This is a genomic window from Chroococcidiopsis sp. SAG 2025 (assembly GCF_032860985.1).
In the GTDB taxonomy this organism is placed as follows: Bacteria; Cyanobacteriota; Cyanobacteriia; order Cyanobacteriales; family Chroococcidiopsidaceae; genus Chroococcidiopsis.
In genome coordinates, this window is the sequence record NZ_JAOCNC010000003.1 from 318,831 (window position 1) to 344,576 (window position 25,746).

Genomic DNA, 25,746 nt, shown 5'->3' on the forward strand with positions numbered 1-25,746 from the left:
ATGTTACATGGAAGTATTTTGGTTGTAGCAATCAATCGCTTAAAATGTACCGCCAGGACTAGTAAATTGAAACCTTCCCAAACCAAGATACTGGCTGCGAACTTTCTCTCCTGGTGGGAACGCTGCGGCTTTAAATAAGTAAACGCCACCGAAGGAAGGATTCTTTACCGAACGCAGTCGAATTGTCACTGTCTGTCCTGGTGGTACTGGTGGATTAAATCCAATCGAGATCGTTTTTTGTTGGCGATCGTTCGCGATCTCGCCCAAAGTTAGCTCTGGTTCGGTTTTCGTTTCTGCGCGAATACGTTTTAAGTTAAATGCTAAGTTTTCTTTTCCAAGCTGTTGAGTCAACGTGATTTTTTGCAATGGTTCTCCCGCAGCTTGAGGTAAATGAATTGTAAAATAGTAGCTAGCTGATACCCCAGGACTGATATCTGTAACTCTGGCTTTAACGAGTTGCGGGGGTTGTACGAATTGAATCGTGCCATCTCTTAACTTCACAGCTTGGACGCTTGGCGCTCCTAATACTCCTAAGCTGGCAAGTAGAGTCAACCCCAAGCCTAACCTTTTACTAACTTTCATTGCATTGATAGATTAGCCATTTAACTCTACTGTAGTTGGGGTTTTCAGCTTCCATCTCTAGTCCGTTATTTTTAGTCTTTCATGCCAAGTAGCAATAGATTCATCGGGATAGCGTTGATGATAACGATCGCCTGCAACTTCAGGAATCTCCGCCCAACTCACCGCGAAATCAATCATAAAGTGGGTGCGTTTTGGTGGTTTAGGTAGATCGGTATTGATTGCCCTAGCTTTGGGGTGCATTAACTCTGGGTAGCTCAAAGCGTATACCGAATGGTACGCGCGGTTTCGCGCAAGTCTTTCGCCAAACCCTGATAAATTGAGATGCAGCATTAGCTGGGGACTACTTGAGCGGCGAGGAGTCGTAGTGTGCCAGCAGATCGGCTATATTTTGGTAGATAGCAATACAACCTGCTTGACGTAAGTTTTCTGCTGAAAAACCACCAGAAAGTACACCAATCGTGCGTAAGTGAGCCTTGCTTGCAGCTTCTGCGTCATAGGGTGTATCGCCCACAACAATGGCACGATCAGGAGCAATGTTACCTAACTTATCCAGCGTGACCAAGAAGACATCTGGCTCTGGCTTAGACGATTCCACCGAGGTGGTAGTGGTTGCAGCATCGACCAGTTCTTTAACATTCAGGAGCTGTATGTAGGTTGCCAAATCGTCCTTTGTCGCAGAGGAAGCTAGAGCAATGCGCTTGCCATCTGCTTTGATTCGTAAGAACAACTCACGCACTTGAGGAAAAGCTTTGATGCGGGGATAATATTCACGCTTGTAGAGTTCCCGACGGTAATCTCGCATACGTTCGCCTTTGGTGGGGCTTTGACCGCCATCTGATTTATTCAGTTCTTCAACTGAGAAAAAGACAGGCATTAACTTGTCACTGCCTTTACCAATTTGGGTGCGGATCTGCTCGTAAGGAATTTGATGACCAAAGTGTTGGAAGGTTCTTTCCCATGACTGCGCGTGAAAGTCAACAGTATCAACCAGTGTTCCGTCTATATCGAAAATTACAGCTTCGATCACAAATTGCTTGCCCTGATGTTAAGTGGTAAAACATATAATGCACATTGCAGCAGAATTAGCAGTAGAAATGTTCTGCCAAAAGATAGGTAGAGTGGCGCTTTACGGGGTACGGTAAATGTATACAAGATACAACCGATCGTAAACCCACAAGCACGAGCCGCAATGACGACTTTTATCGGCGCTCTCCTTCACTCTGATATGGTTTTGGATCTTCAGGATTCTGAATTTTAGTGCGGTAAACGGTAATATTTTCCTCGCCCTCTACTTTCAAAGTTGTGTTGTTCCAGCGAGGTTGATGGCATATTCACTAGCCCCCGCTGTCTTACGACAGATGGAGCAGTAGCAACGCATGTAGGGATAGGTTTGTGGGCTATTGGCACTAAAGCTTACTGCCCCACAATGGCAAGAACCGAGTAGCAGCATGGTGCTGTCCTTGGCTAAACTTCTTAATCCAGAATAGATTTTCTGGAATCTAGCGCGTGAGTCGTGAAGCTATATAACAACAATTCAATTTTAAATTTAAATCTTTATGTTTAAACTGGGGTGCAATCCGATACTGCACCCTTTATTATTTGCGATTGCTCTAATACTTTAGACTGCTGCGAGTGCAATTAACAATATCACTCAAAAAAAACGACAATTTAAGCCTACTCTAATAACACTTTGAGCGAATTAACTAGAGTAGCAACGGCACAATTACACCAATACATTTAGGAGAAGGTTATGGCATCAGGAATGATGGTTGCAGGTAAATGGATAACCGATGAGAACGAGCAAAATCAAAGCGTTGAGTTCCATGAGATCCCAACAACGTTTCGCGATCGCGTGACCGCCGATGGAAAGAGCGGGTTTAAGGCAGAAGCTCTACGCTATCACCTCTACGTTTCCTTGGCGTGTCCTTGGGCGCACCGCACCTTGATTGTGCGCGAACTCAAAGGGTTGAACGATGCCATTTCAGTCTCGATTGTCGATCCGATTATGAGCGATAAAGGCTGGATGTTTAGTGATGCACCAGGAGCTATTCCTGACTCGGTGAATCACGCTCAATATTTGCAAGAGATTTATCTCAAAGCCGATCCCAAATACACGGGACGAGTCACAGTTCCGGTGCTGTGGGATAAGCAATCTCAAACCATCGTCAACAACGAATCTCGCGAGATCGTGCGGATGTTTGACGTGGAGTTTGCTTCATTGGCAACTCAGCAAGTAGATTTATATCCACACGACCTACAACAGCAGATTGATGAAACGATCGATGCAATCTATCTGCCAATCAATGCTGGTGTCTATCGTGCTGGTTTTGCAACATCGCAAGCAGCCTATGAAGAAGCCGTAACAGAACTCTTCGAGAATTTAGATCGATGGGAAATCGTTTTGGGCAAGCAACGGTATTTGTGTGGCGCTCGAATTACTGAAGCTGATATTTGTCTGTTTGCAACGCTCTATCGCTTTGATTCAGTATATTACAGTCACTTTAAATGCAATTTGCGGCGAATTATCGACTATCCCAACCTCTGGAATTATCTACTGGAGCTGTATCAGATTCCTGAATTTAAAGCAACTTGCAATCTAGATTATACCAAGCGTGCTTATTACATGAGTATGACCGAGATTAATCCCAATCGAATTGTGCCGAAGGATCCAATCGTCGATTTTGACCAACGGCACGATGGTCGCGAAGCGAACCGCCTTCGGCATCGCAATCGCTTTGGGGGCGCATAGGGAGCGATTGCTCCCCCTTACTTACCAAACGGCTGCCCCCACCTGTCCCAATTCTCCTTATTACTAACCAGAGCAGAGATTGGTTAACATAAAAGGGTAGCTAAGTCTGGAGTGTGCCATGAAACTCAAAGATGCTCGCCATATGTCAGCATCAGCCCAAGAAGCACTACGATATCGAGTCGTAAATGCAATTGAAAATGGTATGAGTAAATCAGAGGCATCTCGCGTATTTCAGGTGTCGCGTACTGCAATACACCATTGGACAAAAGCTACAGCAACCGAAGGCTCAAAGGCATTGAAAGCGAAAAAACGTGGACCTCGCTCCAGCTCGCGGCTGCTGCCCCATCAAGCAGCTTCCTCAGTACGGCTAATGGAGTTGCAGTGTCCAGATCAATTAGGTTTACCGTTTTATTTATGGACTCGTGAAGCGGTACAACAATTTTTGGCAGAACGCTTTGGGTTGTCGGTGTCAGTGTGGACAGTAGGACGTTATCTGAAAAAATGGGGTTTTACGCCACAAAAACCACTGCGCCGTGCCTATGAGCAAGACCCCCAAGCAGTAAAGCAGTGGCTAGAAACAGAGTATCCCCAGATTTGCCACGCCGCTCGTTGCGAGAAAGCAGAAATTCATTGGGGTGACGAGATGGGACTACGCTCTGACTACCAAGCTGGTCGCTCTTACGGACGAATTGGGCAGACCCCTGTGATTTTAGGAACAGGGAAAAGATTTGGTTGCAATTTAATCTCGACTCTGACCAATCGAGGCAAGCTGTCTTTCAAGGTGTTTACACAACGTTTTACTAGCGCAGTGATGATTGAGTTTTTGCGTCGCTTGGTGCGTCAAAGTGAGCAGAAGATTTTTCTCATTGTCGACGGTCATCCGGTACATCGGTCTCGTGCCGTCCGCCAATGGCTGGAGCGTCATGCAGAGCGCATCCGCCTATTTTTCTTGCCCTCTTACAGTCCCGAATTAAATCCTGACGAGTTGCTCAACCATGATGTTAAAGCTAATGCGCCTTTGACGACAACGCCCCAATAATCAAACTGAGATGATTGACAACATCCGCAGCTATTTACGTAGTACACAACGCCAACCAACAGTTGTGCAAAACTTCTTTCACGAGAAGCACGTTGCTTATGTAGCCGCTTAAGCTGTTCACTATTTCCTGCTCTGGTTAGTAAACGGCGATCGCCACTTTTGAATCAGCGCCAATTCTAGCTGCTGCCTCGATTTGGTATTCGCTGGCACATCCCACCAAAAAGCCGCTACCACTGCTACGTCAAGCTTGTGCTTACGATTCAAGCTGACATAATTGGCAACATACTCCTTTGCATCATGTACGCCTTTTCACCGCTGCGATGGCGTGCGCTTCGTCTCCCCTACGTACAGCAGGATAGGAAGGGTGTTATCAATGATGAAATATAGACAAGCTTCACTATCGTTGTCGGGCAAGCGATAGAATTCTGATGGGTGCAGTCGTAGCGAAAACGGGTCAATGCTATCGGGATCGCAATGCGCCGGAGTCAGGTCAAACAATGCTGTCTGCTGCAATGGCTCACTTTCCCTTGCTCGTTGCTGGTAGTCGTAGATTTGGGACTTCCATCGCACCAGGGCTGTCTCGTCCATTACCAGTGTCTCTGGTCTAGTAGCTCGTTCGGGTTGCAGAGCGGAGAAGAGGCTCTCGCTGATTTGGTTCCAATGGTGGCTTGAGAACGCAACAACTAAATGTTGATAATCTGCTGTGATTCAAAAGTGTAGAGGCGGTTAGTGCGAGTCACATTCGCACTAACCGAAATTTCCTGTGAATAATTTTTACGAAAAATCAGTTTTCTTGTAAAAAGAAAGCAGAACTCTGAAGTCATTATTAGCAGAACAAAGCTAGAGATTTTTCTCGCCCTAGAAGCTCGAACTTCACAGGAGACGTAATATGCTAAGCTCCTCAACATTAACGGACACTCGCGAACATAGCATTCTGAATGATGGAAGCAAAATCGTTCGCAGCGACTTGGTACCCTGGACTCGTTTATCTGCACCTGGACTAGAAGGCATTTCGTATAAGATACTCAATTTTGACGAGGATCGTGGATATATGGTGCTAGTCAACACTTTCGCTCCAAAAGCGAGATTCGCACCGCACAAACACCTTGCCCAAGTCGAAGTATTTATGCTTGAGGGTTCATTTTTCTACGATAACGGAAAAGTTTTTGCCAACGATTACATGGCGGAAGCTGGCGGCGTGACTCATGCACCAGCAACAGATGAAGGCGCTCTCATGCTGACGATTTTACATGGTCCATTGCAAATACTTAATGAAGAAGGAAATGTTGCTGCAACAGTAGGAATAGATGAAATGTATGAATTGGCACGAGCAAATAACGCTGTGGCTCACCTCCGAAGAAAATACCACCGCGCTACTTCCTCCCCGCCTTAGTTGAAGTCACTTGCTGATGCCATTAATTTGTCGGAAACAGGGTTTAGCAGCCGTAATTTTGCTACATTATCTAAGGCTTTTCCTCCCGATCGGGTTTGAGAACAAAAGTGAGAAAATTTGAGATAGATTAGACCTGTCCGAAATCTAAATAGTGGAGAAGAAAGATGGTAGAACGGAGTTTTTGCCGCTCTACCAAAGATGAAAAATCCACTTCATTATATTCACAAGTATCCCCACCGTACCAAGCGATTGTTGGGCATTGATTTCCAGCAATTTCTTCAACTGTTGGAACAGGCAGAATTGAGCCATACAGAGCGACAAGCCGAGGTGGAACGCCAGAAAGTCCGGATCAATGCCAAAGGCGGAGGACGCAAACCGTTGCTCTCGGTGGCTGAAGAGGTTTGTTTGTGCCTGTTCTACTTGAGGCACTATCCCACGTTTGAGGTGTTAGGACTCCAGTTTGGGGTGTCTAAGACAGAAGCAAACGATACAGTTCATTACTGGTTGAAGATTCTGCGAGTTTTGTTGCCAGCAAGTTTACGCAGAACTTGTGGAATCAAAAAGCAGTGATTACGCGATTGTGCAGGAGTGGTTGACTCAATTCCAATTGATTGTAGATAGCTTGGAGCAAGCCAGAGAACGACCTGGGGACAACGATGAGCAACGATCGGATTTCTCAGGCAAAAAGCAGCAGCACACATTCAAATCCCAGATTGTCACGTTGCCCGCAGGCAAAGATATTGTCGATGCCGTCGCTGGGGCTAAGGGACCAACCAGCGATATCTCGTTGTTTCGGGAGCGTCAGTCGAAGTTTGCTTCCGGACAAGGCTTCGACGGCGATAAAGCCTATGTGGGAGCAGAAAATGTGCAAACCCCGCACAAAAAGCTACGGGGCAAAGAGTTAACCCCGCAACAAAAGGCACAGAACAAGGAGTTTTCCAGCACACGTCGGATTTTCATTGAACATGTGATTCGCTTGGCGCGCATCTTCCGGATTGCTAAAGAGCGATTTCCTCTCCATCCGAACACTTACGAACAAATTATTCTCACCGTTTGTGGTCTCGTGCGATTTCGATTAGGGATGATTGTTTTCCCCGTTACAATTAAGAATTGAATCTGGAGAATGCAATGAATTAGCAATCGCTATCTTTTGGAGAATTACTCACAGAAACTATCTCCAACCCGCGTTCTGTCGTTGGGTCTGGTTCGAGTGCAGTTGTACTCGAACCCAGGCACAGTCTACGCTGCAAATTCTCCGACAAGTCTTTTGTATGAGGAAACAGCAAGAGTGTTAGAAGACGATGAACTACTATCAGATGTAGGTGTGGACTACACGCCCTTACGCGATTTAATCTCGTCGGGTCAATGGAAAAAGGCTGATGAGGAGACGGGGGCAATTATGCTCAAAATCTCCGGTCGCGTTACAGCAGGTTGGCTGAGAGAGGAGGATATAGAAACTTTCCCTTGTGCGGACTTGCAAACAATCGATTCGCTTTGGTCAAAATCCAGCGGCGATCGGCGTGCGAGTAGCAATGGAACAATAAACTGGGTTAAGCTTGAAAGCCTTTGTGCATAGTCTTTTTGGCAGAAGCTAAATAGCAGCTTCGGTCACCCAAAATTCCTATGATAAGGATTGTTATCACAGGAATAAAGTGTGCATACCCTTGACACAACAAAGGATAAAGGAAAAATCTTAAAACCTGCTTTTTTATCGTTATCACAGGAATATAATCCTTAACTCTGTTTTTTGCTTTGATGATACTATCACCCCGATTCGCATCCAATGTTGACTGGGAAATGCCCACAATGCAGCACTGCGATAGAACGGGATTTCACAGCACGGGTACATTGGGATTGTCCAAATCAAGAATGTGGTTGGAAAGACGACACGGTGTGAGGCGATCGCCCTCTTCGCGCTTTCGGCGCAAGCTCAACTAAATGAATCCTCTGGCATTCCTAATCCGGTTGCCGCAGCCGCATCTTGGGCAATAGATTCTTCTTCATAAGGGGAATGCTCTTTGAGCCACCCAGAAAATTCTTTCTTCACGATCTCGTCGTAACCATCCTTGACAAGTTAAGAAGTGGGAACAAAAGTCAAGCGAAGTTTGGGAAATGGTGATAAGTCAAACGTGGTTGCCTGTTTGCGGATTTTGATAACTCTCAAATCACGGTTTTGAGGTGCGGCAAAGTAAGAAATAGGGTCTGTTGCCTTGCCCTTGTTATAGGCAACAGAAAAGTGATACAAGCCGCGATAAAGCATTTCGCGCGTAAATCTGTTCAAACGGTACTCCCACTTCATTGGCAACAGCATCGCCTAAGTCTACTAGCACAGCGTAGAATAGCCATGTCGCCCAAATCTGTAACTGTATGCCATTGAGCGACCCCGTCCACAAGTAGCTAAGTCCCAACAGGCGTTTCACCGTGGAGAATGCTTCTTCGATGCGCCACCTACGACGGTAGAGATCGGCAACGACGAACGGTGGTAAATCAGTAGGGTCAAGCACAGAGGTAAGGTAACTGTACCAGGTAGAGCCAAAGCGAACTTGTACTAACCGTAGTTGTAACTGGGGCGCGTTTTTGCGTTTAACACCTAACTTAACCAAATAATCTCGGACTTGAGGGCATTCAGTGAATACTCGTTCAGTTGTGTAGAAGGCTCCGGCTTTCAAGCGGCAGATGAAAGCGACTTGTTGCTCGATGAGTTGCGCCCAAAACTGGAAGTGATAGAAGCCACGGTCAAGAATCAGTAAGGTTTTTGCCGATAAGACACTCAGCAAATCAGCTTCAAAATGAGTATCGCTGGTACTCGGATTCTGTTTAAACCAGATCTGCACCGGCAAGCGGCTAACCAAATCTACTACCGTTCTCATCTTCCCCGCTAGAGTACCTGCTGGTCGAGCTTGTAAACTCTCAAGATGGCGAAATAGGGCTTCGAGAGTAGAAGTATCAGCAATCCAAATACGTTCAAACCGTTGCTTTGCTAACTGTACACTAGCTGCAAGAGGGCGTTTAGTCCGCTGTGAAGAGCGTTGTTGCAACTGTGGCAGAAGCTCCATAAATAGTCGCTCAAATAATTTGGCGGGAAAGCTGAGAAATCTTTGACTGACTGCTTGTTGCGAAACTTCTACTGCTTTACACCATAACAAATCTTCCCGTGCTAACATCCGAGTGAGTTCTTGCACACTTGGTACTTGCCGCCACAACAACGTCAGTACCGCCGCCAGCATTAGCGACAGATTTAGAATTCGATTCCGTAAACCAAGCTGCCGGATATAAGTTTGTTGAGCATATAGGGCAGGTGTCAACAAAGCTTCTAGATCTGCTGCAATCACTTCGTTGTCAGGACCGGGGTAGTGATGTTTCCGAGTATGGTCAGGATTACGGCGTTTGGATTTTGGCATTGGAGCAGCTCCTTTGTTGAGCACTCCTTCACCGTCGCATTGCCATTGGCACGAGTAAATCCTGTATTTTTACTTATTGACTTATTGACTTTAAGCTTAACTTGTTAAGAATGCGTCGTAACTTGCTTCATGACTTTCTAACCAAGCAGCTACTTCTTCATGACTCATAGTTTTCAGCGTATCAACTACACAAGAAAACTCAAGCGTACCGCACCTGCCACTATCACAAACCTCTAGTAGTGCTAGCATCAAGTTGTCGGGACGCGGGTTGTTAACTCTTGTCATCTCACTTTTCCTCGCTAGGTGGGTTGCTCTGCCTCCATGATGCATAACTTCTTTTGACAAAGACAATTGGCTCAATAGGTGTTTCAGGGAGATGGAAAGGAACAGAGTGGTAGGATAGCAAGGGTCAAACCAAACTGTGCTACGGATGCTCAACCTGAATCTGACTCATCTGATTGACGACGCAAAATGCTATGAAACAGTGCGGCTTCTTCGCTGGAAAGCGGGAATTTGCTGCCCTAAGTGTAGCAGTCAAGCCGTCATCAAACGAGGCAAAGATGAGACTCAAGCACATCGCCAACGCTACCAGTGCAAAGAGTGCGGTGCTCACTTCGATGACTTGACGGATACGATTTTTGCCGGACATCATCAACCGCTGCGAGTCTGGATACTTTGCTTGTATTTGATGGGATTGAACTTGTCCAATCGTCAAATTGCTCAAGAGCTAGAGCTTGACGAAGATGATGTCCACACGATGACAAGGCAACTGCGGCAAGGCATTGTCGATGGGAAGCCAGAAGTCGAGTTATCTGGGGAAGTCGAATGTGATGAGGTCTATGTGACAGCAGGACACAAAGGCAATCCTGAAGCAGTGAAAAAAAAGGACGCACTGGACGACGCAACCGTCTCAAAGGGGTTCGGGGTCGAGGTACACTCGAAAAAGAAAAGCCCCCGATCTTCGGTATGATTGAGCGAGGCGGGGCAGTGGTGATCCGAATGCTTGCCAATGTGCAGCAGAAGACAATCGCACCACTCATCAAAGCAACCATTGCAACGGGTACTCAGGTTTACACCGATGAGTATGCGATTTACAATCCTCTGCCCGAATGGGGCTATGAGCATAAAACCGTTGGTCATGGGGCAGGTGAATCTGCTCGTGACGAAGACGGGGATGGCTTTTGTGAAGTCCATGTCAATACAATGGAAGGCTTTTGGTCGCTCTTGCGCTCTTGGCTACGTCCTCATCGGGGTCTTTCTCAGGAACGGTTACCTTTGTACTTGGGCTTTTTCGAGTTTGTCTACAACACTAGAAAAAGAGGCAAGGCATTGCTCTATGCTCTGTTGGAAACGATTCTCCCCTAACTCCCTGAAACACCTATTGAGCCTAGTTTAATACGCTCTCTAGATATTCATTCAACTTCTGCTGATGAGTCGGTGATTGATGCTTTAAAGTTCGTGTTAGAGAATGAACATAAGCGGGGCAAGCATCTGCCTTTTGAAATCAATTTAGATTTTATTAGTAATAACTGGCGAACTCTGGTTGTTAAGGAAGTTGAAGGAACTAAGGTTTTAGTCCGCCAACAATTAGAAATTTGTGTGTTTTCTTACTTAGCAAATGAATTTAAAACTGGGGATGCTTGTGTTATTGGGTCGGAAAGTTATGCTGATTTCCGCGAACAATTGCTGACTTTATCAGAATGTGAACCCATGATAGAGTCATATTGCAACCAGCTTAGATTCCCCTCCAATCCAGAAAATTTTGTTGAGTATTTGCGCTCATGTTTAACACATGTAGCTACTGAAGTAGATGTTCTTTGTGCGGATGGAAAGCAAGTAACAATTAATCAGGATGGCGAACCTGTACTGAAGCGACTAACATCATCTCCTGAGCCAAAGGAGGTGGAACAATTAGAGGAAAAAATTCGCTGTTTGATGCCAGAACGTAGTGTTTTAGACATTCTCTGTAATGTTGAGCATTGGCTGAACTGGACAAGGCATTTTGGTCCTCTTTCGGGGAGTGAACCCAAATTCAAGCAGTTGGCGGAACGCTATATTTTCACGACTTTTGGTTATGGGTGCAATCTTGGACCTAATCAAACGGCACGTCATTCCAGGGGCGTGGTAACATCTCACATGATTTCTTATACCAACCGTCGCCATATTAGTACGCCTCTTCTTGAGGCGGCGATTCGAGATACGATCAATGCTTTCAACCGTTTCAGTTTACCGTCTATTTGGGGAACAGGGAAAAGAGCGGCGGCGGATGGTAGTAAGTTTGAGATCTACGAGAATAACCTACATAGTGAATATCACATCCGCTATGGTGGCTATGGCGGTATTGCTTATCACCATGTTTCTGATAAGTATATCGCTTTGTTTACCCACTTTATTACTTGTGGTGTTTGGGAAGCAGTGTATATTTTAGACGGGTTGCTGAAAAATCTTTCCGATATTCAACCTGATACTCTGTATGCAGATACCCAAGGTCAATCGGGTCCTGTATTTGCCATCTCTTATCTTCTGGGGATCAAGCTGATGCCACGCATTCGTAACTGGAAGGATCTTAGTTTCCTGCGTCCTTATGAGTCAGCCACTTACAAATACATTGACCCCTTGTTTAAGGATGTAGTTAATTGGAATCTGATTCAGCTTCACTGGTATGACATGATGCGGGTGGTACTGTCGATTAAGGTGGGGAAGGTAATGCCTTCTACGCTTCTACGTAAGTTGAGCAGCTACAGCAAGAAAAACCGTCTTTATCAAGCCTTTTTGGAATTGGGAAAGGTTGTGCGAACAATGTTTTTGTTGGAGTACATTTCCAATGCCAGGATGCGCTCAGAGATTAATGCAATTACAAATATTGTAGAAAAGTACCATCATTTTCTCGATTGGGTGTTTTTTGGTAAGGATGGCGTTATCACTGAGAACGATCCAATTGAGCAAGAAAAACGGTTGAAGTATCTCGATTTGGTTGCTAGTGCGGTAATTTTACAGAATACGGTGGATATGTCATTAGCAATTCAGACGTTAACGGCACAAGGGTATCCAGTAAATCATCGCTTTGTCGCCAATTTAAGTCCCTACCTTACCAGACATATCAAGCGGTATGGCGATTATGTGGTAAATCTGCAAAATATTCCCCAACCATTTGAAGCCGCTATTCATCTCCCTCCCGAAATCTTTGAAACCTAGTATTGGCAAATGTTTCCAGCTTCTATTTCCGTTTGATAGGGTCGAGGGGAAACATTACTGTTCCACCCCTCCCGTCCGAAACCGTGCATGAAAGTTGTCCCTTCACACGGCTACTCAATGTGTTTCCCTATTGTCATTACGGGACTTCCGGCTGCCATCATTGGCAGTTTTCTCATCGTGGCAATGACGATGTAATAATTGGAGATTTTGCCATTCCTTCTTACCTCCACAGGAAATGGGTTTAATATGATCGATTTCCAATAAATCGTCTTGTTGAAAATGTAAGCTACACCAAGCACATTTCCCCTTTTGTTGTTTGAGAAGCTTCGCTTTAGTAGTAGGCATCTGGGGGTATTTGCTGAGTCTTAGGCTCCAGTAAATTAAGTCACCATCAAAAGGACTTTTATCACCCAGGACTTTGACATAATCGTTTACACTGGAGTGAAATTCGCTATGTGTTAGTAACCGTAAAGGATTACTTTCTGACCTGGTGGTGAATACCCAATGGTTGTCACCTATGGTATGCCAATATTTTTGATGACCTAAATTGACGCTCCCAGTTTGTCTTTTAGCCCATCTTCTAAGTCGAAGATAGGTGATTCTATCTAACCGAGCGAAATCCCCAGTAGTTCCAGCATCTGAGACTCTATAATATGAAGCCCATCCCCTGATAATAGGGTTAAGGTCTTTGATTAGTTCCGCTTGAGAACGAGACCTATGTTTTGTGATGATGCTTTTTATATCCTGTTTATGAGTTTCAATTGCTTTCTTTGAAGGGGTAATGAGGGTGATGAAACCAAGACGAGTACCAAGACTATTTTTATTGTCTCGGTATTTCCCCACTTTTACTTGTTGAATGTGGTGTCCCAGAAAATCAAATCCGGGTTTACCATCCTCACTTAATTGTGGATGTAGCGTGTGTGCTATTCGAGTCTTTTCTGGTTTCAATTCTAAGCCAATGCCTTTGAGCCAATCTTTAATGATTTCTTCACATCTTTTAATGACCGCTAAGGATTCATTTAAGACCACAAAATCGTCCGCATACCTAATACAGGTTGCTCGGGAGATTTCGCAGCCAAATTTGCTTTTAGCCCCTCTGATTTTTCCGGCTGAATTAGCAGGAAATTCCTGGTTTATCAGGCTTTCTAATCCATGTAAGGCGATGGATGATAATAATGGCGAAAGTACGCCACCTTGAGGTGTTCCAGCCTTAGTGACTACAAAAACTCCTGAATCTATCACTCCCGATTTTAGCCAAGCTTTGATTTGTTGCCTGACTGAACCGTTCATGTTTAACTTCAGAAGTAATGCTTCCTGATTTATCCGGTCAAAACACTGCGAAATATCTGCATCTAAGACAAATTTAGGTTTTGATACTATGCAGTTTTTGATGTGTTTGATAGCATCTTGAGCTGACCTTCCGGGTCGAAAACCATAGGTTGATGGCTCAAAACGAGCCTCCCATTCTGGCTCAAGGGTAGCTTTTACTACCGCTTGTAGGGCACGGTCAAAAATAGTGGGTATCGAGAGCGGTCTAAATTCGGTTTTCCCTGTTTTTGGTATCCATATCCTACGTGTAGGTTTGGATTTACCATTAATGAATAGACCCTTTGCTAAGTCAAAACGCGCTGCTGGGGATAGTGATTTAATACCATCCACTCCTGCGGTCTTTTTACCTTGATTGTCTTGCGTTACCCTTTTTACCGCTAGTACCCGATTCGACCAAGACCTCATTAGTGTTTGCTGAAGTTTACGGACTCGCTTGAGATCGCCACAACGTGAAGCGGCGTAGATGCGTTTTTGCAACTTAAAGACGTATTTTTCGACTTTGCGCCAATTAATACTTCTCCATCCCTCAGTATTCTCGATTGAATCTGACTTAGGCGTATTCATTACTATTTACACCCCTAGCTCTATGCACATTGCGGGTTACGTCTGCTTATCCTGGAAGTTACTCCATCCCTTTTGGGGCTTTAACCGTTACTTCGGTTTAGGCATTTGCTTCTTAACCCATCCCTTCCAAATCAAGCTTTTAGCCTGACCGCCTACCTATGTATCGACCGCCATAGGAGCTAGAATTTGGGTTACTTCGTTCCTGACATCCATTGTTTCGAGCCTTTAGGGGATGCCTATCCACCGGGGGTCTAGGAAGTGCGCTGTTTCGGTTGCAAGAACCTAACAGTCCTTACCCTATCGGTTATTTCCGAACCAAGGCGTGCCCAAAGCACAAGCTTATATTCCTTGGTGAGATCTGACGATGGCGATGGCGACATTTCGCTTGCTCTCCCCATAGACTCTTGCTTGCGGTTGGTGCTTTCAGCAATTACCACCATTAACCGCTTTCATCCCCGCTTTACGAATTTGATAGTCAGTCGTCTCCGTAGGGGCTACCATTTTGGTAGTTTATGTGCTTTCAACCCCGCACCAGGGCGATAGGACTTGGTTTAAAATTTCACCTCACCTACATGGATATCAAGTTGTCATCAGCAGAGGATTAAAGTGCTGACTCAACCCCTGATGGGTTACTCTACTGAAGCCTGGAATCCTCCCAAGTAATGGGGTTCTCCAGAACGAATCGCACTTGCACTTATCTCGGCTCAATGCCGTGTAGTGAATTTCTGGCAGTCCGTCTACATCCTTTTCAATCGGCAATTCTTTCCACTGGCACCCCAGATATAACAGCTTCAGAATGTAGTTAAACATCTTGTGCAAGTCCAGTTTCGGTTGGGGTTCACGAGTCCCAGTTGTCAAGTGAGGCAAGACAAATTCATGGAACTGAGCCAGGGTCAGTTGTGTGGGAATTGCTTTCCAGGTGCGAACTTGAGGCAGTATCACTACGGTCACATATCAAACCAAATCGACTGAAGCCATTTTAGCGGCTGTTGGTTGTGACCCACTTGGATAAAGGGTTACAGACAATTTCTCTCAGGATTTAAAACCCGCAACCAGTTGGAAGCCTTTTTTCTCTACCCTTTACAAAATTGCACTACCTACCCCTATATTGGGTGTGGTAAGGTTTGTCAAAGGACACCTCGTCGATGATGGTAATGAATTCAGCTAATCGAAGCCCTAGAGGACTACTGCCTTCAGCGCCAAGAAACCAAGCGCCAGGTGATTCGCTCCTTACTCCGGCAATTGAGTCAACGTCAATCCGAGGAGTAGCTAGATGTCACCAGCTTCTGTTTTCATCTTTTTAGGCTAAGGGGACTAAACCAATTACCCTTTAAAAAATGTGTTTACAGCACACTTATAACCAGTAGAGAAGGGAAGGAAAATGTCAAGAAATCGTGGCATCGCTATATTACTTGCAACGGTTGCTTCATTTGCTTCATTACCAATCGAATTGGCGGTAGCACGGCCTCGAATTCGTATCAACGGACCACAGCCGACTGGAATTCCTACCAACCCACCTGGTCGTGTGCCCAAACAGCCTCCTTTTTCCCCAGTGGATCTAGGCGACTTGATAGAAAAACTATCGCCCAGTCCAGACAAAACTGGTAGAGATAATAACACACGGCATCCTAGTCTATGTGTTGATAACCTACCAGAGGAAGAACCGCATATTCAGTGTCCTGAAAACTCTGAACAGAAAAAGATTATTAAAGAAGCTATTATAATTATCGCGGAAGCACTCAAGGAGGACATTGATAGAGAAAATAAAATAGTAAATAGTCAACTTCAGAATATTGAAAGTCCTGTAGAGCAACGCCTATTTTTAGAGCAGAGCCATGAAATACTTAAAGGAAAAATAATAAAAAAAAGCAAGAAGCTTAATAGAACGGAAATACGGGAATGAATTATCCCCAGATGAAGTCACTTTTGTGGCAAGGGAAGCTGCGACCGTAGCTCTGAAAGATAGCGGTATTCCTGAAAATAACGTCTTCCAACAGTCCGCTAGTCTCTAAATATCCATCTTTAGAGATTTTTGCAATAGTTAAGTATTATTATTAATTTCAAACTCTTCAATCTCTTGTTCGATTTTCTTTACAAGAGCGCTCTCATCTCCATAGCCTGATATACTTCTTCGCCTTCCTAAGTTTATCGATTCCTTCTGCTGTTTTATCTTGTAGGCAAAGAATACATCCCAGATAATAATAAGCTACTGGGTCATCTTCGTTAAAATTTATCGATTCATTAAAAGAGCAACTGCTTCATTTAGCTTATCATTATGTAATAAACAAATAGCTATATTATTGTAAGCTCGTCCAGCCTTCTTATTACTAATATTCAAAGAGTCTTGCCATGCCTTTAGCAATTTACGGTTTTGCTCAGTGAGTACACCAGAGCGCTCAACTACTTTTTCTAGCGTTTGTTCATATTTCTTGATCTGTTCTTCCTCTTGTTGATAAGGTTCTAGTCCCAAATAATTAATAGCTATAGCTTCTTCAGGAAGTAAATCATGCTGTTTTTGCAGTTCATCTAAAACTGGTTTATAATCATCGCTATTAAAATTGCGATAACAAGACTCAGTTTTTTTGTTCCAAACTGTGTAAATTTCGTCTAGAATTTTTTGACTTTTTAATCCGTAGTTTTTAAGCTGTTCAATTGTATTATTTCGCTGGAAAAATAGTGGAGGTGAGTTTTCTGACTGCCCTCTTAATTCAATTAAGCTACAACCAGATTGATACACTTTTTCAAGCAAAATATCCTCTCCTAATTGTGTATAAAATCCAATTGAAAATCTGATGATGTCATCTATGTTTACTTGTTCCATTGCTATCACATAGTTAATGTACAAACTGATTAGCTTTGCGTGCAGTTTTGAATAACCAGAATTGAGAATAACACATTCTACACCAAAGGCTGCAAAGACCTTAAAAATTTTCGTTAAGGCAAAAATATTCACCAATTGAGTTTTACCGTTTTTCTCATTTTCGAGAGCTAATTCCTCCACTTTAGCATTTCCGTATTCACTAAAATGAACAATCCACGGTCTAACCTTAAAAACGGCTTCTAAGTCTTCATAACTTGCTACAAACTTTTCCTTGACATCAAACTTATCTCGATCTGGAGATTGTTTTAAAGCATTCTTGATTCTTCTTACTTCGTTCTGTAGTTCTTGCTTTGGTTGAGCAATGGAACCGAGCGCAAGAACAAGAATTGTTTTTTTAGAAACATCAGTGTAAATGTCATTCTGCCTACCCTGAAAAAAGGCACAGTCTAGTAAAGGGTCGCTATAAGATAGCTTCTTATTCTCAATACTTTGCTGTTCGATATCTGAAGATTGCTCAACATCCATATCACTTGTGTCAACTGCGCTAGGGTTATTGGGCGATCCTTGCTCTGGTTCTTTTGGATTTTTCGGTTCTTTATACTCTTTTCCGTATATCTCCTCGAATTTACTCAAGTTCGTAGCTGTATCTTTGCTCCAAAGTTGCAAATCGAATTTCCAGAGCTTACTACCCCTGCTTGAATCACTGCTAGTTATAATTTTTAAGTATTCGAATCTTTTAATGACAGCCCTAAGCTGGTCATAGCTTAATTTATTGGAATTATCTTTTCCATCATCTTTATACCAAAATTTCTTCTCAGTTTGGATATGCAACTTGGGATGCTCGCTGCTCTCATCTTGCCACTCAAATTTGCTTAGCTTGTCTCCAGCAGATGTCTTAGTGCCATCCAGCAACGCCTTCAAAAATTGTTTGTCATCCTCTTTACTTTCAGGTCCCCAATTTAATCTTTTTTCACTTTCAGGTCCCCATCTGAATTTTTTTTCAGGTCTCCAATTCCCTTTTTCCATAATGTAGTTCAAACGGTATCTAATATGAAATAGACTGAGAAGTGTATAGTTTTAAAAAGTTTGGTCTACCCCATACATTAACCTGACTAGCAGCTTCTCAAACTGAAGTTTACAAAAATTAAAAATATTTCTAAAGCCTAATCAAAGCCTAATCGAAGCGTTATTATGTTGAACTTTAAATTGGGTTACTTGCCTTGGGCTATAGCCCATAGAAAACAATGCCACTAAAGCTTTGAAATTCAAATTCCTACTTCTGAGGAAGATGACAATTTTCAGCTTTTAAGGAAAAAACATGACACAAAAACGGCTCTCGAACGAAACGAGGTTTTCCACCATCGTTGAAGAAACAAATCATACAGAACAAGGAGTATTCATCATGACTTCCAAGATGCAAGATCAAAAAAGTCTCGAACAGCAAGTCCAAATCGCCTCTTCTGACCTTGAGTTATCAAAGGATGAGGAGTTAGAAGCGATAGCGGGGGGGGAGTAAAAAACCTCTCGTTGCGAGGTAAGGTCGTCAAGTGGGCTGCCGTGGCTGCATCCGTAGTATCGATCTCTGTTGGTATGGGTCTGCCAGCTCAAGCAATCAACCGTGTACGCTGCAATGAGCTCGGCTACCTGCACATCCGTCAAGGACCCGCCTCGAGCCCCCGCCCTCCCAGGATGTGCTTCGCAAATGCAGGGGGCGCTAAGGTTCTTATCGCTGACGTGCACCGCTTGTGGTCAGGAAATAACGCGGGCTACGTTGTTACTAATAAGGGAACCTTCAGATTCGGAAAGCAGGCGGTCATTGACTTCTTCAACACGGTTGGCACAGTGACCATTGACTACATCCACGTCGACTGAAGCTATAGCGGCGGTTGGCACCGAGCCGTAGGTCGTAATCCTCATCGGTTATGTCGATAGAAGCGATCGGGTACTGCCCTGTGGATCGGGTCCACAGGGCAGTACCTGCAACCTGGGTTCCAAAAACACAAGACTAAACTGTAAAAAGCTTTTAAAGAAGGGTTAGCAATATGTATCAAGAAGATCGATGTGGCGATCGCGGGGCAAAGATATTTTACTTTATTTATTTCGGTGTCATTCCTGGCTTTAGCCTGCTGCTAGGTGTCCTGCTATTTTTTGGGGCGATGATGAGTCCTCCTTCTAACTCTGGAGGCAGAAGTTCTGGATTTTGTCTACCAACGGGATCTGGTACTATAACCGGTTTTTGTTGAAGAGGATTCTCGGAGATGTTCTAGATCGGTTGGTTGAGTATAATGGATAAAAAGCTTGGATTTTGCCTTATGACTGTTTTGGTAGCAATCGAATGTCCTCATTGTCACAGCACAGAAGTCACTAAATATCCCTCTCCTAAGAAACAGTATTTGCTTGGGGCTGAGGAGTAAGTTCAAAACCTAAAGCTAGAGCCTTTTTCTGGAGGTTATTGATAACTCGTTCTTGGTAACGTTGCTCATAATAATCCATGCCAAGATCTTGATAGTTACCGCCAGTTGTCCAAAGTCGGTAAAAATTCGTGCCAGCTTATGAGCAGTAGCAGTGATAGCTTTGGGGTGCCAAGTCGAGAACGTAAGCGACGATAGAAAGCACCCAAGGCAGAATTGCTCTTCTTGCCAGCTGTTTGTGCTGCCATTCTAAAAGCATTGGCAGCAGGGTTAACCACCAAGCGAGTTTGAGAACTTTTAACTTTACCACCAGTGATGCGATTACAAGGGCAAAGACCAAGCCAGGAAGTAAAGTGTTTAACAGTTGGGAATCGGGTAGGATCTAAACCGACCTCAGAAATAATGGTTTGCACCGTCAGGATACCAAGACCATCAATGGCAGTGAAATCCCCCACTAATTCGGTAGAGATGGGTACGTAAATCAAAAGCAGGTTCATTGCCTTGAGGTTTGTGACGGAAATGCTTTGGTTGCGGAAGCGGAGATTCATCGAGATTAACTTTGTCACTAAATTGAGCCAAGCACTCCTGTATTTGATGGTCACAAGCAGCTATCTGAGCTTGATAGGCATTATAAAGTTGTAATTCCTGTTTGCAGTACAAAAATATGCTCACTGCGATAATCACCATTTAAAGCAGCAGCAATTTCTGCTTGGGAGCGTTTAGTACGGTGATGTCTTTTAGCTGCCAAAATTTGTGGGTTTCGTTCCCCAGCAACAATCGCTCGAATAATTGCCATTCCAGTAGTACCAGTGATATCGCTGACAACTTTATGCAGTTGCACGTTCATCTGGGTTAAAGTCTTTGCATCCGTTGAATGTGAACACAAGCACTTTTGATCAAACTATCCCGGTGGCGAATATAACTCCGCAATACGCAAATCTGGTCTTCTGGGCGAAAAGAACCAGACAACAATCCGTAATTATGTAACTGTTGCAGCCACTGACAGTCTAAAATATCAGTTTTACGTCCAGGTAAGGTTTTGACGTGATGGGCGTTGACAAGTTTAACCTCAAAGCCTCTTGTCTCCAAGATTTGAAACAAAGCAATCCAATACACCCCGGTTGATTCCATTGCTACAGTTTCCACTTGACATTCAGCTAGCCAATCTGCAATGGCGTATAAGTCTGCTGTGTAACAGCCAAAACGTCTTACACACTCAGATGCTCGCTGTTTTGGAACACTCACCCAGTGAAATTCTGAACCGATGTCAATACCTGCTGCATTTGGGTTGATTGGTTTTAACTCAGAAGTTTCATTCGTACTTGGTTGACGGAAACGGGATTTAGACTTTGGTGTTTTCATCATCAAAGGCTCCCTCAGCAATGTAGAGTCATACTAGTAGAGCTTGGCGTAAATTCGGCTATGCTTGATAGGTTCTCCTGAATAAGTCAAGCGCCTTGCCGAAATCAGCCCCTAAACCTCTGACGTTAGATGAAACCGCACGTCAACAACTCAAACAATTAGTAGCTCGACATCGCACCCCCAACAAATCGCCATGAGAGCCGAAATCATTCTGCTGGCAGACGAGGGATACAATCACAGGGAGATTGCCAGCAGGCTGAATATCAGTCGGGACATGGCAAGGTTATGGCGAGAACGATGGTTAACCTTAAGCGAGAAAGATTTGCCTGTAGAGGAACGGTTGCAGGATGCGGAACGTCCGGGAACCCCTGCAACATTTAGCCTGGAACAAATGCTGCAATTGTTTGCTTTAGCCTGTGACAAGCCAGAAACCTACGGGCGACCCATCAGTCATTGGACACCGAGAGAACTGGCAGATGAACTGGTCAAACAGGGAATTGTAGAGCGGATCTCGCCTCGGCATGGGACGATTATTAGAGGAAGCGACGCTCAAACCACATCAGTCCGGTTACTGGTTGAACCCCCGACCCTGCGTTCGACGACAAAGTCACCGTCATCTGCGATACCTACTTGAGTGCCTCAGAACGAGCCAAGGCAGGAGAACGAACCATTAGTATTGACGAAATGACCGGAATTCAAGCGCTGGAGCGGAAAGCCAAAACCTGCCGATGCGACCAGGCAAGCGAGAACGACAGGAGTTTGAGTACATTCGCCACGGCACCCAAACCTTGATTGCTAGTTTCGATGTTGCCAGTGGACAAGTGATTCATCCAACCGTTGGAGAGACTCGCACCGAGGCAGACTATCTCACCCATATCCAACAAACCCTGGCAACGGCTGCCGATGCTTCCAAATGGCACACCTAGTGATGGACTGCTTAAACATCCATCAATCAGAATCGTTAGTACGGTTTGTCGCTCAAGTTGAACAAATCACTGATGACCTGGGGATTAAAGGCAAGCAGGGCATTCTCAAATCCATGCACACTCGCGCTGCTTTTTGAGTGATCCGACCCACCGAATTGTGTTTCACTTCACTCCCAAGCATTGTTCCTGGTTAAATCAGATTGAAATCTGGTTCAGTATCTTAGTACGGAAGCTACTCAGGCGAGCCAGTTTTACCACTCAAGCTGATTTGAAAGCGCGTATCCTTGAATTCATTACCTATTTCAACCATACGATGGCAAAACCATTCCAGTGGACATATAAAGGTAAGGCACTGGCTGCTTAACGGTAGGCGTATTTCCGCCAACCTCTACTAGCAATTGGAAGTGCGCCCTGACCTGGGTTGACGGATAAATACAGTCTCTCCTAAACGGGATAATGGCACAACCATTTCACCAATGTCATAACCGTCTCAACCCAGAACCAAGCTTCTGTACGGGCGACGAAGCACCATTGGGGATCGGTCTTAACTGTCAGGACACAATAAAAGTGTAATGTAATTTTTTCGGTGCATCTTATTTTGTTTCTTCCATCCATAACGGAAGCGATCGCGTCCGTAAACAGCTTCTGTCATTTTAGGAAAATTCGACGAATCTAGTTGGTTTCAGCCTACGAAGAATTAAGGTTTTACCCGAATGGCACTAAGTTAAGGTGAAACGTTTGTGGAAGTGAGAGTTGAAGGCTTTCATGTCTTTCTAGGGCAGGTGGACTGGCTAGGGGATCGCCGACGACCAGATACCACTCGTAGGTGCGGGAATGATGCAGGGGTTGTCCAAAATTTTGCTTGAGGTAGAAAAAGCTTGTCTTCGTCCGTGAAATACTGATTGACGATACTGAGAAGCCAATAAGAGTTGATTTCTAAAGGGAAGATTAAGTAGCTGCCAACCGTCGGGTCATGAGCCGAATCAAAGAACCATAAATCATGCTCTCACTATTTTCACAATGCAGTTCGTAATCTTTACTCAAGCGACGATAGCGATTGAGCTATACCATTGCGTTCGTTCGACAATCCATCGCTTCGGCAAGATTTCAAATGTTTTGGCAATCCGTTCAATCACTTCCACCCTGGCTCCACAAATCTGTTGTACCACTCGTGCGAAGTTCTCGCCACTGTACCCTTGGTCTACCCAAACCACCTCAGTGGCGGATAATTCCTCGCCCACTTCAGCTAAAATAGTCGCTGCCCCTAAGCGCTCTGACAAATTCGCTTCACTCACTAAAATGCCAATCACCAGCCCTGGAGAATCTACGACTAAGTGCCGCTTCCGTCCTTTGACGAGCTTGCCACCGTCGAAGCCGTAGACCTCCCCCTTTTTTCCGTGGTCTTCACCGACTGAGAATCAGCCATCGCCACAGTTGATTTTTCGGCTCGTCCCATTTGAGTTCGGAGCTTATGCCTGAGATGGTCGTGGATCTGCTGCCATACGCCCTTTTGTTGCCATTTCTGAAAGTATTTGTCGACCGTCTGGTGCGGTGGCAGATCGTGGGGCAACATTTCCCATTGACAGCCACTGCGTTGCACATAGAAGATGGCGTTAAGGATTTCGCGTAAATCCACTGTGCGAGGATGCCCAAAGCCTTTGGGTTCTGGGAGCAAGGGACGAATGATTGCCCATTCTGCATCGCTCAGATCGCTCGGATACAGTTTGCGTTGAGGATCGATCGCTTGAGGCAATTGGCTCATGGATAGCTAGAAAACGCCACATCTTTACCGTAAAAGACTTTTGCCTCGTTTCTTGTTTGATTTAGATTCTCTTTAGAAATCAGCTCTTATATAAATTATTTCACAAAGCTCTGTTTACCAAAGAATATATTAATTTTTTAAAGCAACTAGATATCATTCACTACATAGGCGGAGGATATCTCAACGAACGTTGGTTAGAGGTAATTATTTACGAATACATAACTATTAGCTTAGCACGTAGTTTCAATCCTAAAATAAAAGTTATTGGGACGGGATTAGGATTGGGACCTTTTAAAAGTAGAGCTAGTCTCGTAATTCTTAAGCTTTTCGCCAGAAAATTTCATTATTTATTTGTCAGAGAGATAGCATCTTTATCGATAGTTAAAAATTTAAAAATTGACGTAAATACTAAAGTTTTAGGCGACGATGTTATTTTGCTTTTACCTATACTCACTCGGTTAAAATTAGAGCAACGTAATTACAATCGTAGTTCAAATTCTATTACAGCTATTAATCTAAAATCTTTTCCAGACTATAACTACAATCTAATTAAACTCAGTTTAGAAACCTATCTTAAACAGTTGCTAGACGATCGAAGTTCTCAACCAGAATACTTTTGTTTTGGTAGAGAACCTGGTCCAGGCGATCGCAACTTACTCGAAATCCTCGATCGCTATTATCAAGATAGTTTAGTTGTTCGCGATCCTTATGAAGAGGGATGGCGCAGTTTTTTAAGTCGCTTGGCTGGCGCTCGTGTAGGAATTGGTTGTGCTTACCACTTCAATATAATTCTAGCTCTGTTTGATATCCCTACTATCGGAATTTATTCTGGGAGTTATTACAAACAAAAAATAGTAGGAGTTATGCAACTCTTGAGCCAAGAGACACTCGTATTATCGCTCGATGAGTTGGGATTGGAAAAAGATTTAGCCGAGGTTGTCAATGTAGCGATTAATGCTCATACATCAGGAAAAAATAAATTAGAGCAGATGTATACAGCTATGAAGCGGGAATATGTAAATGCTTATACGAAGTTATGTCAAGACTAATTATCGTAATACTACTTGCAGGTTAGCAAAACTACAAGCAGGCTAACAAAACTCATAATAGAATACACAAATCCTTTGAATGTAAGATACTCAGCTTCACGATGATTTAGAGTGAGATCGGCTTCGACAAATACTAATGCAGATGCTAGCCCGAAACAAATACCATTAATTGTAAATCCAATCAGGAAACCATTAGACCAAAAATCACATTTCGTTAGCATTAAAAGTTTCTCAACATCTTATAAATCGCAGTCATCGATAGACGCGGCAAGTGAATGCACGCGCTCGCCAACAGCGCCAGGAAATTGTACGCGAACGCGCTCATGAAGAAAATGTGGTAGCTACTAGGTGCAACGTATACCCCCAGCGCAGAAGCAAGCAGTCCTCCAATGGCGCACAACCATGTCGACTTTGTAGTAGATGCAGGTACAGGTACATGGGAAGATCGCGCGATTGCATCGAAAACGCCGCACGAGTAGTAGCAAGTTGCAATCGTCCAACCCACCGCGACAGCAACCAGGAGGTGAAAGATTGTGCCAGAACAAGAAGTGTTTAGGGCAATCGCGATCGTCAATAACGCTATTGCCAGTCGGCTCTTGGTTCGAGAAGGTTGTCCTATGATGTATCGATAGAGCGCAATTGCTATAGACTTTAAAATAGCTAAAGTGCCGACGATAACAGTTCTTTTTGTAAAAATGGACATAATTTCATCAAGGTAATTTGCTAATGCAAGACACGACATTTCGGTATTGTATTTTTTCAACATTGTAATTCAGAAATGTCGAGCGATTTTGAATGTTCACGGGCAATCTTTTCCCAAAAACTCCTCCGCAATCGAAAGCTTGTACGTCCACTCTTTCGAGTTCAAACTTTGGGGCAAATCGCCATGAAGCTCGACCAATGGTTGTCGATCGCTCGTTTGAGTTTGAATCATGAGCATTCAGCCTGGATTAAAGCGAGAAAGTCAAAAAATCGAAAAATTTTGATTTCTAGTCAAAATGACTCTAAAATGATTGCAGGCACTTGCGATTCTACAGGTAGAGAAACTGCTGCCAACTGCACCTATAGCAAATTCTAGAGCAGGAATCGAGCGAAAGCCAGAATATTTCATCTATTTTCAAGTTGGCTTTAAAAGTTATCCGAGTGCTTTTAGTGCAAAATTT

General features: G+C 44.1%; 27 protein-coding genes and 5 pseudogenes. 18 read left to right on the forward strand and 14 right to left on the reverse strand.

The window, feature by feature from the left end; translation table 11 throughout:
* Window positions 1–39 precede the first annotated feature (39 nt).
* From N4J56_RS36505 to N4J56_RS41615, 4 genes and pseudogenes are all read right to left on the reverse strand, one after another.
* The gene (locus N4J56_RS36505) at window positions 40–582 is read right to left on the reverse strand and encodes a DUF2808 domain-containing protein (RefSeq protein WP_317111705.1); all 543 of its coding nucleotides are present in this window, start codon (window positions 580–582) and stop codon (window positions 40–42) included.
* Window positions 583–639: 57 nt separating this feature from the next.
* Window positions 640–912: a hypothetical protein gene (locus tag N4J56_RS36510; protein ID WP_317111706.1), complete on the reverse strand. Its 273-nt coding sequence runs from the start codon at window positions 910–912 to the stop codon at window positions 640–642.
* A 10-nt stretch (window positions 913–922) separates the two neighbouring features.
* The gene (locus N4J56_RS36515) at window positions 923–1,609 is read right to left on the reverse strand and encodes an HAD family hydrolase (protein WP_317111707.1); all 687 of its coding nucleotides are present in this window, start codon (window positions 1,607–1,609) and stop codon (window positions 923–925) included.
* 135 nt (window positions 1,610–1,744) lie between these two features.
* Window positions 1,745–2,032, reverse strand: a pseudogene (locus tag N4J56_RS41615) (GFA family protein); the annotation flags it as partial.
* A 300-nt stretch (window positions 2,033–2,332) separates the two neighbouring features.
* Between N4J56_RS41615 and N4J56_RS36520 the strand changes: the two are divergent.
* Complete coding sequence (locus N4J56_RS36520; protein ID WP_317111709.1) at window positions 2,333–3,331, forward strand: glutathione S-transferase family protein; 999 nt, start codon at window positions 2,333–2,335, stop codon at window positions 3,329–3,331.
* A 118-nt stretch (window positions 3,332–3,449) separates the two neighbouring features.
* Window positions 3,450–4,370: an IS630 family transposase gene (locus N4J56_RS36525; RefSeq protein WP_317111711.1), complete on the forward strand. Its 921-nt coding sequence runs from the start codon at window positions 3,450–3,452 to the stop codon at window positions 4,368–4,370.
* A 120-nt stretch (window positions 4,371–4,490) separates the two neighbouring features.
* Here the strand turns inward: N4J56_RS36525 and N4J56_RS36530 are convergent, their stop codons facing one another.
* A complete protein-coding gene (locus N4J56_RS36530) occupies window positions 4,491–4,634 on the reverse strand; it encodes a hypothetical protein (protein ID WP_317111712.1) in 144 nt (47 codons plus the stop codon).
* A 45-nt stretch (window positions 4,635–4,679) separates the two neighbouring features.
* Window positions 4,680–4,958, reverse strand: coding sequence for a hypothetical protein (locus N4J56_RS36535; RefSeq protein ID WP_317111714.1), 279 nt, complete (start codon window positions 4,956–4,958; stop codon window positions 4,680–4,682).
* Window positions 4,959–5,259: 301 nt separating this feature from the next.
* Here N4J56_RS36535 and N4J56_RS36540 point away from each other — a divergent pair, with 301 nt between their 5' ends.
* The 5 genes from N4J56_RS36540 (at window position 5,260) to N4J56_RS36560 (ending at window position 7,701) form a co-directional block, all read left to right on the forward strand.
* A complete protein-coding gene (locus N4J56_RS36540) occupies window positions 5,260–5,763 on the forward strand; it encodes a cupin domain-containing protein (protein ID WP_317111715.1) in 504 nt (167 codons plus the stop codon).
* A 198-nt stretch (window positions 5,764–5,961) separates the two neighbouring features.
* On the forward strand, window positions 5,962–6,333 hold the full coding sequence (locus tag N4J56_RS36545) for a transposase family protein (protein ID WP_317111717.1): 372 nt from the start codon (window positions 5,962–5,964) through the stop codon (window positions 6,331–6,333).
* On the forward strand, window positions 6,314–6,877 hold the full coding sequence (locus tag N4J56_RS36550) for a transposase family protein (RefSeq protein WP_317111718.1): 564 nt from the start codon (window positions 6,314–6,316) through the stop codon (window positions 6,875–6,877). Before N4J56_RS36545 ends, N4J56_RS36550 begins: the two co-directional genes overlap by 20 nt.
* 174 nt (window positions 6,878–7,051) lie before the next feature.
* Window positions 7,052–7,339, forward strand: a complete 288-nt coding sequence (locus tag N4J56_RS36555) for a GUN4 domain-containing protein (protein ID WP_158631824.1) — start codon at window positions 7,052–7,054, stop codon at window positions 7,337–7,339.
* Window positions 7,340–7,569: 230 nt separating this feature from the next.
* Window positions 7,570–7,701: a hypothetical protein gene (locus N4J56_RS36560; RefSeq protein ID WP_317111721.1), complete on the forward strand. Its 132-nt coding sequence runs from the start codon at window positions 7,570–7,572 to the stop codon at window positions 7,699–7,701.
* A gap of 136 nt (window positions 7,702–7,837) precedes the next feature.
* Here N4J56_RS36560 and N4J56_RS36565 read toward each other — a convergent pair.
* Window positions 7,838–9,164, reverse strand: a pseudogene (locus N4J56_RS36565) (IS4 family transposase).
* 96 nt (window positions 9,165–9,260) lie between these two features.
* Window positions 9,261–9,449: a hypothetical protein gene (locus N4J56_RS36570; RefSeq protein ID WP_317111723.1), complete on the reverse strand. Its 189-nt coding sequence runs from the start codon at window positions 9,447–9,449 to the stop codon at window positions 9,261–9,263.
* Window positions 9,450–9,594: 145 nt separating this feature from the next.
* On the opposite strand from N4J56_RS36570, the pseudogene N4J56_RS41620 reads away from it, so the two are divergent.
* Together N4J56_RS41620 and N4J56_RS36585 are read left to right on the forward strand one after the other, a co-directional pair.
* A pseudogene (locus N4J56_RS41620) lies at window positions 9,595–10,529 on the forward strand (IS1595 family transposase).
* Window positions 10,530–10,559: 30 nt separating this feature from the next.
* Window positions 10,560–12,359: a Tn3 family transposase gene (locus N4J56_RS36585; RefSeq protein WP_317111762.1), complete on the forward strand. Its 1,800-nt coding sequence runs from the start codon at window positions 10,560–10,562 to the stop codon at window positions 12,357–12,359.
* A gap of 114 nt (window positions 12,360–12,473) precedes the next feature.
* On the opposite strand, the gene N4J56_RS36590 is transcribed toward N4J56_RS36585, so the two are convergent.
* Window positions 12,474–14,252: a group II intron reverse transcriptase/maturase gene (locus N4J56_RS36590; RefSeq protein ID WP_317111728.1), complete on the reverse strand. Its 1,779-nt coding sequence runs from the start codon at window positions 14,250–14,252 to the stop codon at window positions 12,474–12,476.
* Between the two features lie 348 nt (window positions 14,253–14,600).
* Here N4J56_RS36590 and N4J56_RS36595 point away from each other — a divergent pair, with 348 nt between their 5' ends.
* A complete protein-coding gene (locus tag N4J56_RS36595; protein WP_317111730.1) occupies window positions 14,601–14,795 on the forward strand; it encodes a hypothetical protein in 195 nt (64 codons plus the stop codon).
* Window positions 14,796–14,831: 36 nt separating this feature from the next.
* Here N4J56_RS36595 and N4J56_RS36600 read toward each other — a convergent pair whose 3' ends face one another.
* Window positions 14,832–15,203 (reverse strand): hypothetical protein, encoded by a 372-nt coding sequence (locus N4J56_RS36600; RefSeq protein ID WP_317111732.1) that lies wholly within the window; start codon window positions 15,201–15,203, stop codon window positions 14,832–14,834.
* Between the two features lie 430 nt (window positions 15,204–15,633).
* On the opposite strand from N4J56_RS36600, the gene N4J56_RS36605 reads away from it, so the two are divergent.
* Complete coding sequence (locus tag N4J56_RS36605) at window positions 15,634–16,155, forward strand: hypothetical protein (protein WP_317111734.1); 522 nt, start codon at window positions 15,634–15,636, stop codon at window positions 16,153–16,155.
* Between the two features lie 327 nt (window positions 16,156–16,482).
* Here N4J56_RS36605 and N4J56_RS36610 read toward each other — a convergent pair whose 3' ends face one another.
* Window positions 16,483–18,099, reverse strand: coding sequence for a hypothetical protein (locus tag N4J56_RS36610; protein WP_317111736.1), 1,617 nt, complete (start codon window positions 18,097–18,099; stop codon window positions 16,483–16,485).
* A gap of 292 nt (window positions 18,100–18,391) precedes the next feature.
* On the opposite strand from N4J56_RS36610, the gene N4J56_RS36615 reads away from it, so the two are divergent.
* Window positions 18,392–18,589: a hypothetical protein gene (locus N4J56_RS36615; RefSeq protein WP_317111738.1), complete on the forward strand. Its 198-nt coding sequence runs from the start codon at window positions 18,392–18,394 to the stop codon at window positions 18,587–18,589.
* 526 nt (window positions 18,590–19,115) lie between these two features.
* A complete protein-coding gene (locus tag N4J56_RS36620) occupies window positions 19,116–19,316 on the forward strand; it encodes a hypothetical protein (RefSeq protein ID WP_317111739.1) in 201 nt (66 codons plus the stop codon).
* A 136-nt stretch (window positions 19,317–19,452) separates the two neighbouring features.
* Here the strand turns inward: N4J56_RS36620 and N4J56_RS36625 are convergent.
* Window positions 19,453–20,846 (reverse strand): annotated as a pseudogene (locus N4J56_RS36625) (IS110 family transposase).
* A 193-nt stretch (window positions 20,847–21,039) separates the two neighbouring features.
* On the opposite strand from N4J56_RS36625, the gene N4J56_RS36630 reads away from it, so the two are divergent.
* The 4 genes from N4J56_RS36630 (at window position 21,040) to N4J56_RS41625 (ending at window position 22,136) form a co-directional block, all read left to right on the forward strand.
* Window positions 21,040–21,480 carry a helix-turn-helix domain-containing protein gene (locus N4J56_RS36630; protein WP_317111740.1) on the forward strand — a complete coding sequence of 147 codons (441 nt, stop codon included), beginning with the start codon at window positions 21,040–21,042 and terminating at the stop codon, window positions 21,478–21,480.
* Between the two features lie 94 nt (window positions 21,481–21,574).
* Window positions 21,575–21,772, forward strand: coding sequence for a hypothetical protein (locus N4J56_RS36635; RefSeq protein ID WP_410500770.1), 198 nt, complete (start codon window positions 21,575–21,577; stop codon window positions 21,770–21,772).
* Window positions 21,772–21,909, forward strand: coding sequence for a hypothetical protein (locus tag N4J56_RS36640; protein WP_317111741.1), 138 nt, complete (start codon window positions 21,772–21,774; stop codon window positions 21,907–21,909). The genes N4J56_RS36635 and N4J56_RS36640 overlap by 1 nt, the downstream gene beginning before the upstream one ends.
* Window positions 21,906–22,136, forward strand: coding sequence for a transposase (locus tag N4J56_RS41625; RefSeq protein WP_410500771.1), 231 nt, complete (start codon window positions 21,906–21,908; stop codon window positions 22,134–22,136). Before N4J56_RS36640 ends, N4J56_RS41625 begins: the two co-directional genes overlap by 4 nt.
* A gap of 584 nt (window positions 22,137–22,720) precedes the next feature.
* On the opposite strand, the pseudogene N4J56_RS36650 reads toward N4J56_RS41625, so the two are convergent.
* Window positions 22,721–23,534: pseudogene (locus tag N4J56_RS36650) on the reverse strand (IS5 family transposase).
* A 128-nt stretch (window positions 23,535–23,662) separates the two neighbouring features.
* Here N4J56_RS36650 and N4J56_RS36655 point away from each other — a divergent pair.
* Window positions 23,663–24,583, forward strand: coding sequence for a polysaccharide pyruvyl transferase family protein (locus N4J56_RS36655; RefSeq protein ID WP_317111764.1), 921 nt, complete (start codon window positions 23,663–23,665; stop codon window positions 24,581–24,583).
* Between the two features lie 799 nt (window positions 24,584–25,382).
* Here N4J56_RS36655 and N4J56_RS36660 read toward each other — a convergent pair.
* A complete protein-coding gene (locus N4J56_RS36660) occupies window positions 25,383–25,517 on the reverse strand; it encodes a hypothetical protein (RefSeq protein WP_317111742.1) in 135 nt (44 codons plus the stop codon).
* Window positions 25,518–25,746 lie beyond the last annotated feature (229 nt).

Coding starts and splice junctions, on each gene's coding strand:
- N4J56_RS36505 (WP_317111705.1), bottom strand. CDS start 582: ATGAAAGTTAGTAAAAGGTTAGGCTTGGGGTTGACTCTACTTGCCAGC.
- N4J56_RS36510 (WP_317111706.1), bottom strand. CDS start 912: ATGCTGCATCTCAATTTATCAGGGTTTGGCGAAAGACTTGCGCGAAAC.
- N4J56_RS36520 (WP_317111709.1), top strand. CDS start 2,333: ATGGCATCAGGAATGATGGTTGCAGGTAAATGGATAACCGATGAGAAC.
- N4J56_RS36525 (WP_317111711.1), top strand. CDS start 3,450: ATGAAACTCAAAGATGCTCGCCATATGTCAGCATCAGCCCAAGAAGCA.
- N4J56_RS36535 (WP_317111714.1), bottom strand. CDS start 4,958: ATGGACGAGACAGCCCTGGTGCGATGGAAGTCCCAAATCTACGACTAC.
- N4J56_RS36540 (WP_317111715.1), top strand. CDS start 5,260: ATGCTAAGCTCCTCAACATTAACGGACACTCGCGAACATAGCATTCTG.
- N4J56_RS36545 (WP_317111717.1), top strand. CDS start 5,962: ATGAAAAATCCACTTCATTATATTCACAAGTATCCCCACCGTACCAAG.
- N4J56_RS36560 (WP_317111721.1), top strand. CDS start 7,570: ATGCAGCACTGCGATAGAACGGGATTTCACAGCACGGGTACATTGGGA.
- N4J56_RS36570 (WP_317111723.1), bottom strand. CDS start 9,449: ATGACAAGAGTTAACAACCCGCGTCCCGACAACTTGATGCTAGCACTA.
- N4J56_RS36590 (WP_317111728.1), bottom strand. CDS start 14,252: ATGAATACGCCTAAGTCAGATTCAATCGAGAATACTGAGGGATGGAGA.
- N4J56_RS36605 (WP_317111734.1), top strand. CDS start 15,634: ATGTCAAGAAATCGTGGCATCGCTATATTACTTGCAACGGTTGCTTCA.
- N4J56_RS36610 (WP_317111736.1), bottom strand. CDS start 18,099: ATGGAAAAAGGGAATTGGAGACCTGAAAAAAAATTCAGATGGGGACCT.
- N4J56_RS36615 (WP_317111738.1), top strand. CDS start 18,392: ATGACACAAAAACGGCTCTCGAACGAAACGAGGTTTTCCACCATCGTT.
- N4J56_RS36620 (WP_317111739.1), top strand. CDS start 19,116: ATGTATCAAGAAGATCGATGTGGCGATCGCGGGGCAAAGATATTTTAC.
- N4J56_RS36630 (WP_317111740.1), top strand. CDS start 21,040: ATGAGAGCCGAAATCATTCTGCTGGCAGACGAGGGATACAATCACAGG.
- N4J56_RS36635 (WP_410500770.1), top strand. CDS start 21,575: ATGCGACCAGGCAAGCGAGAACGACAGGAGTTTGAGTACATTCGCCAC.
- N4J56_RS36660 (WP_317111742.1), bottom strand. CDS start 25,517: ATGATTCAAACTCAAACGAGCGATCGACAACCATTGGTCGAGCTTCAT.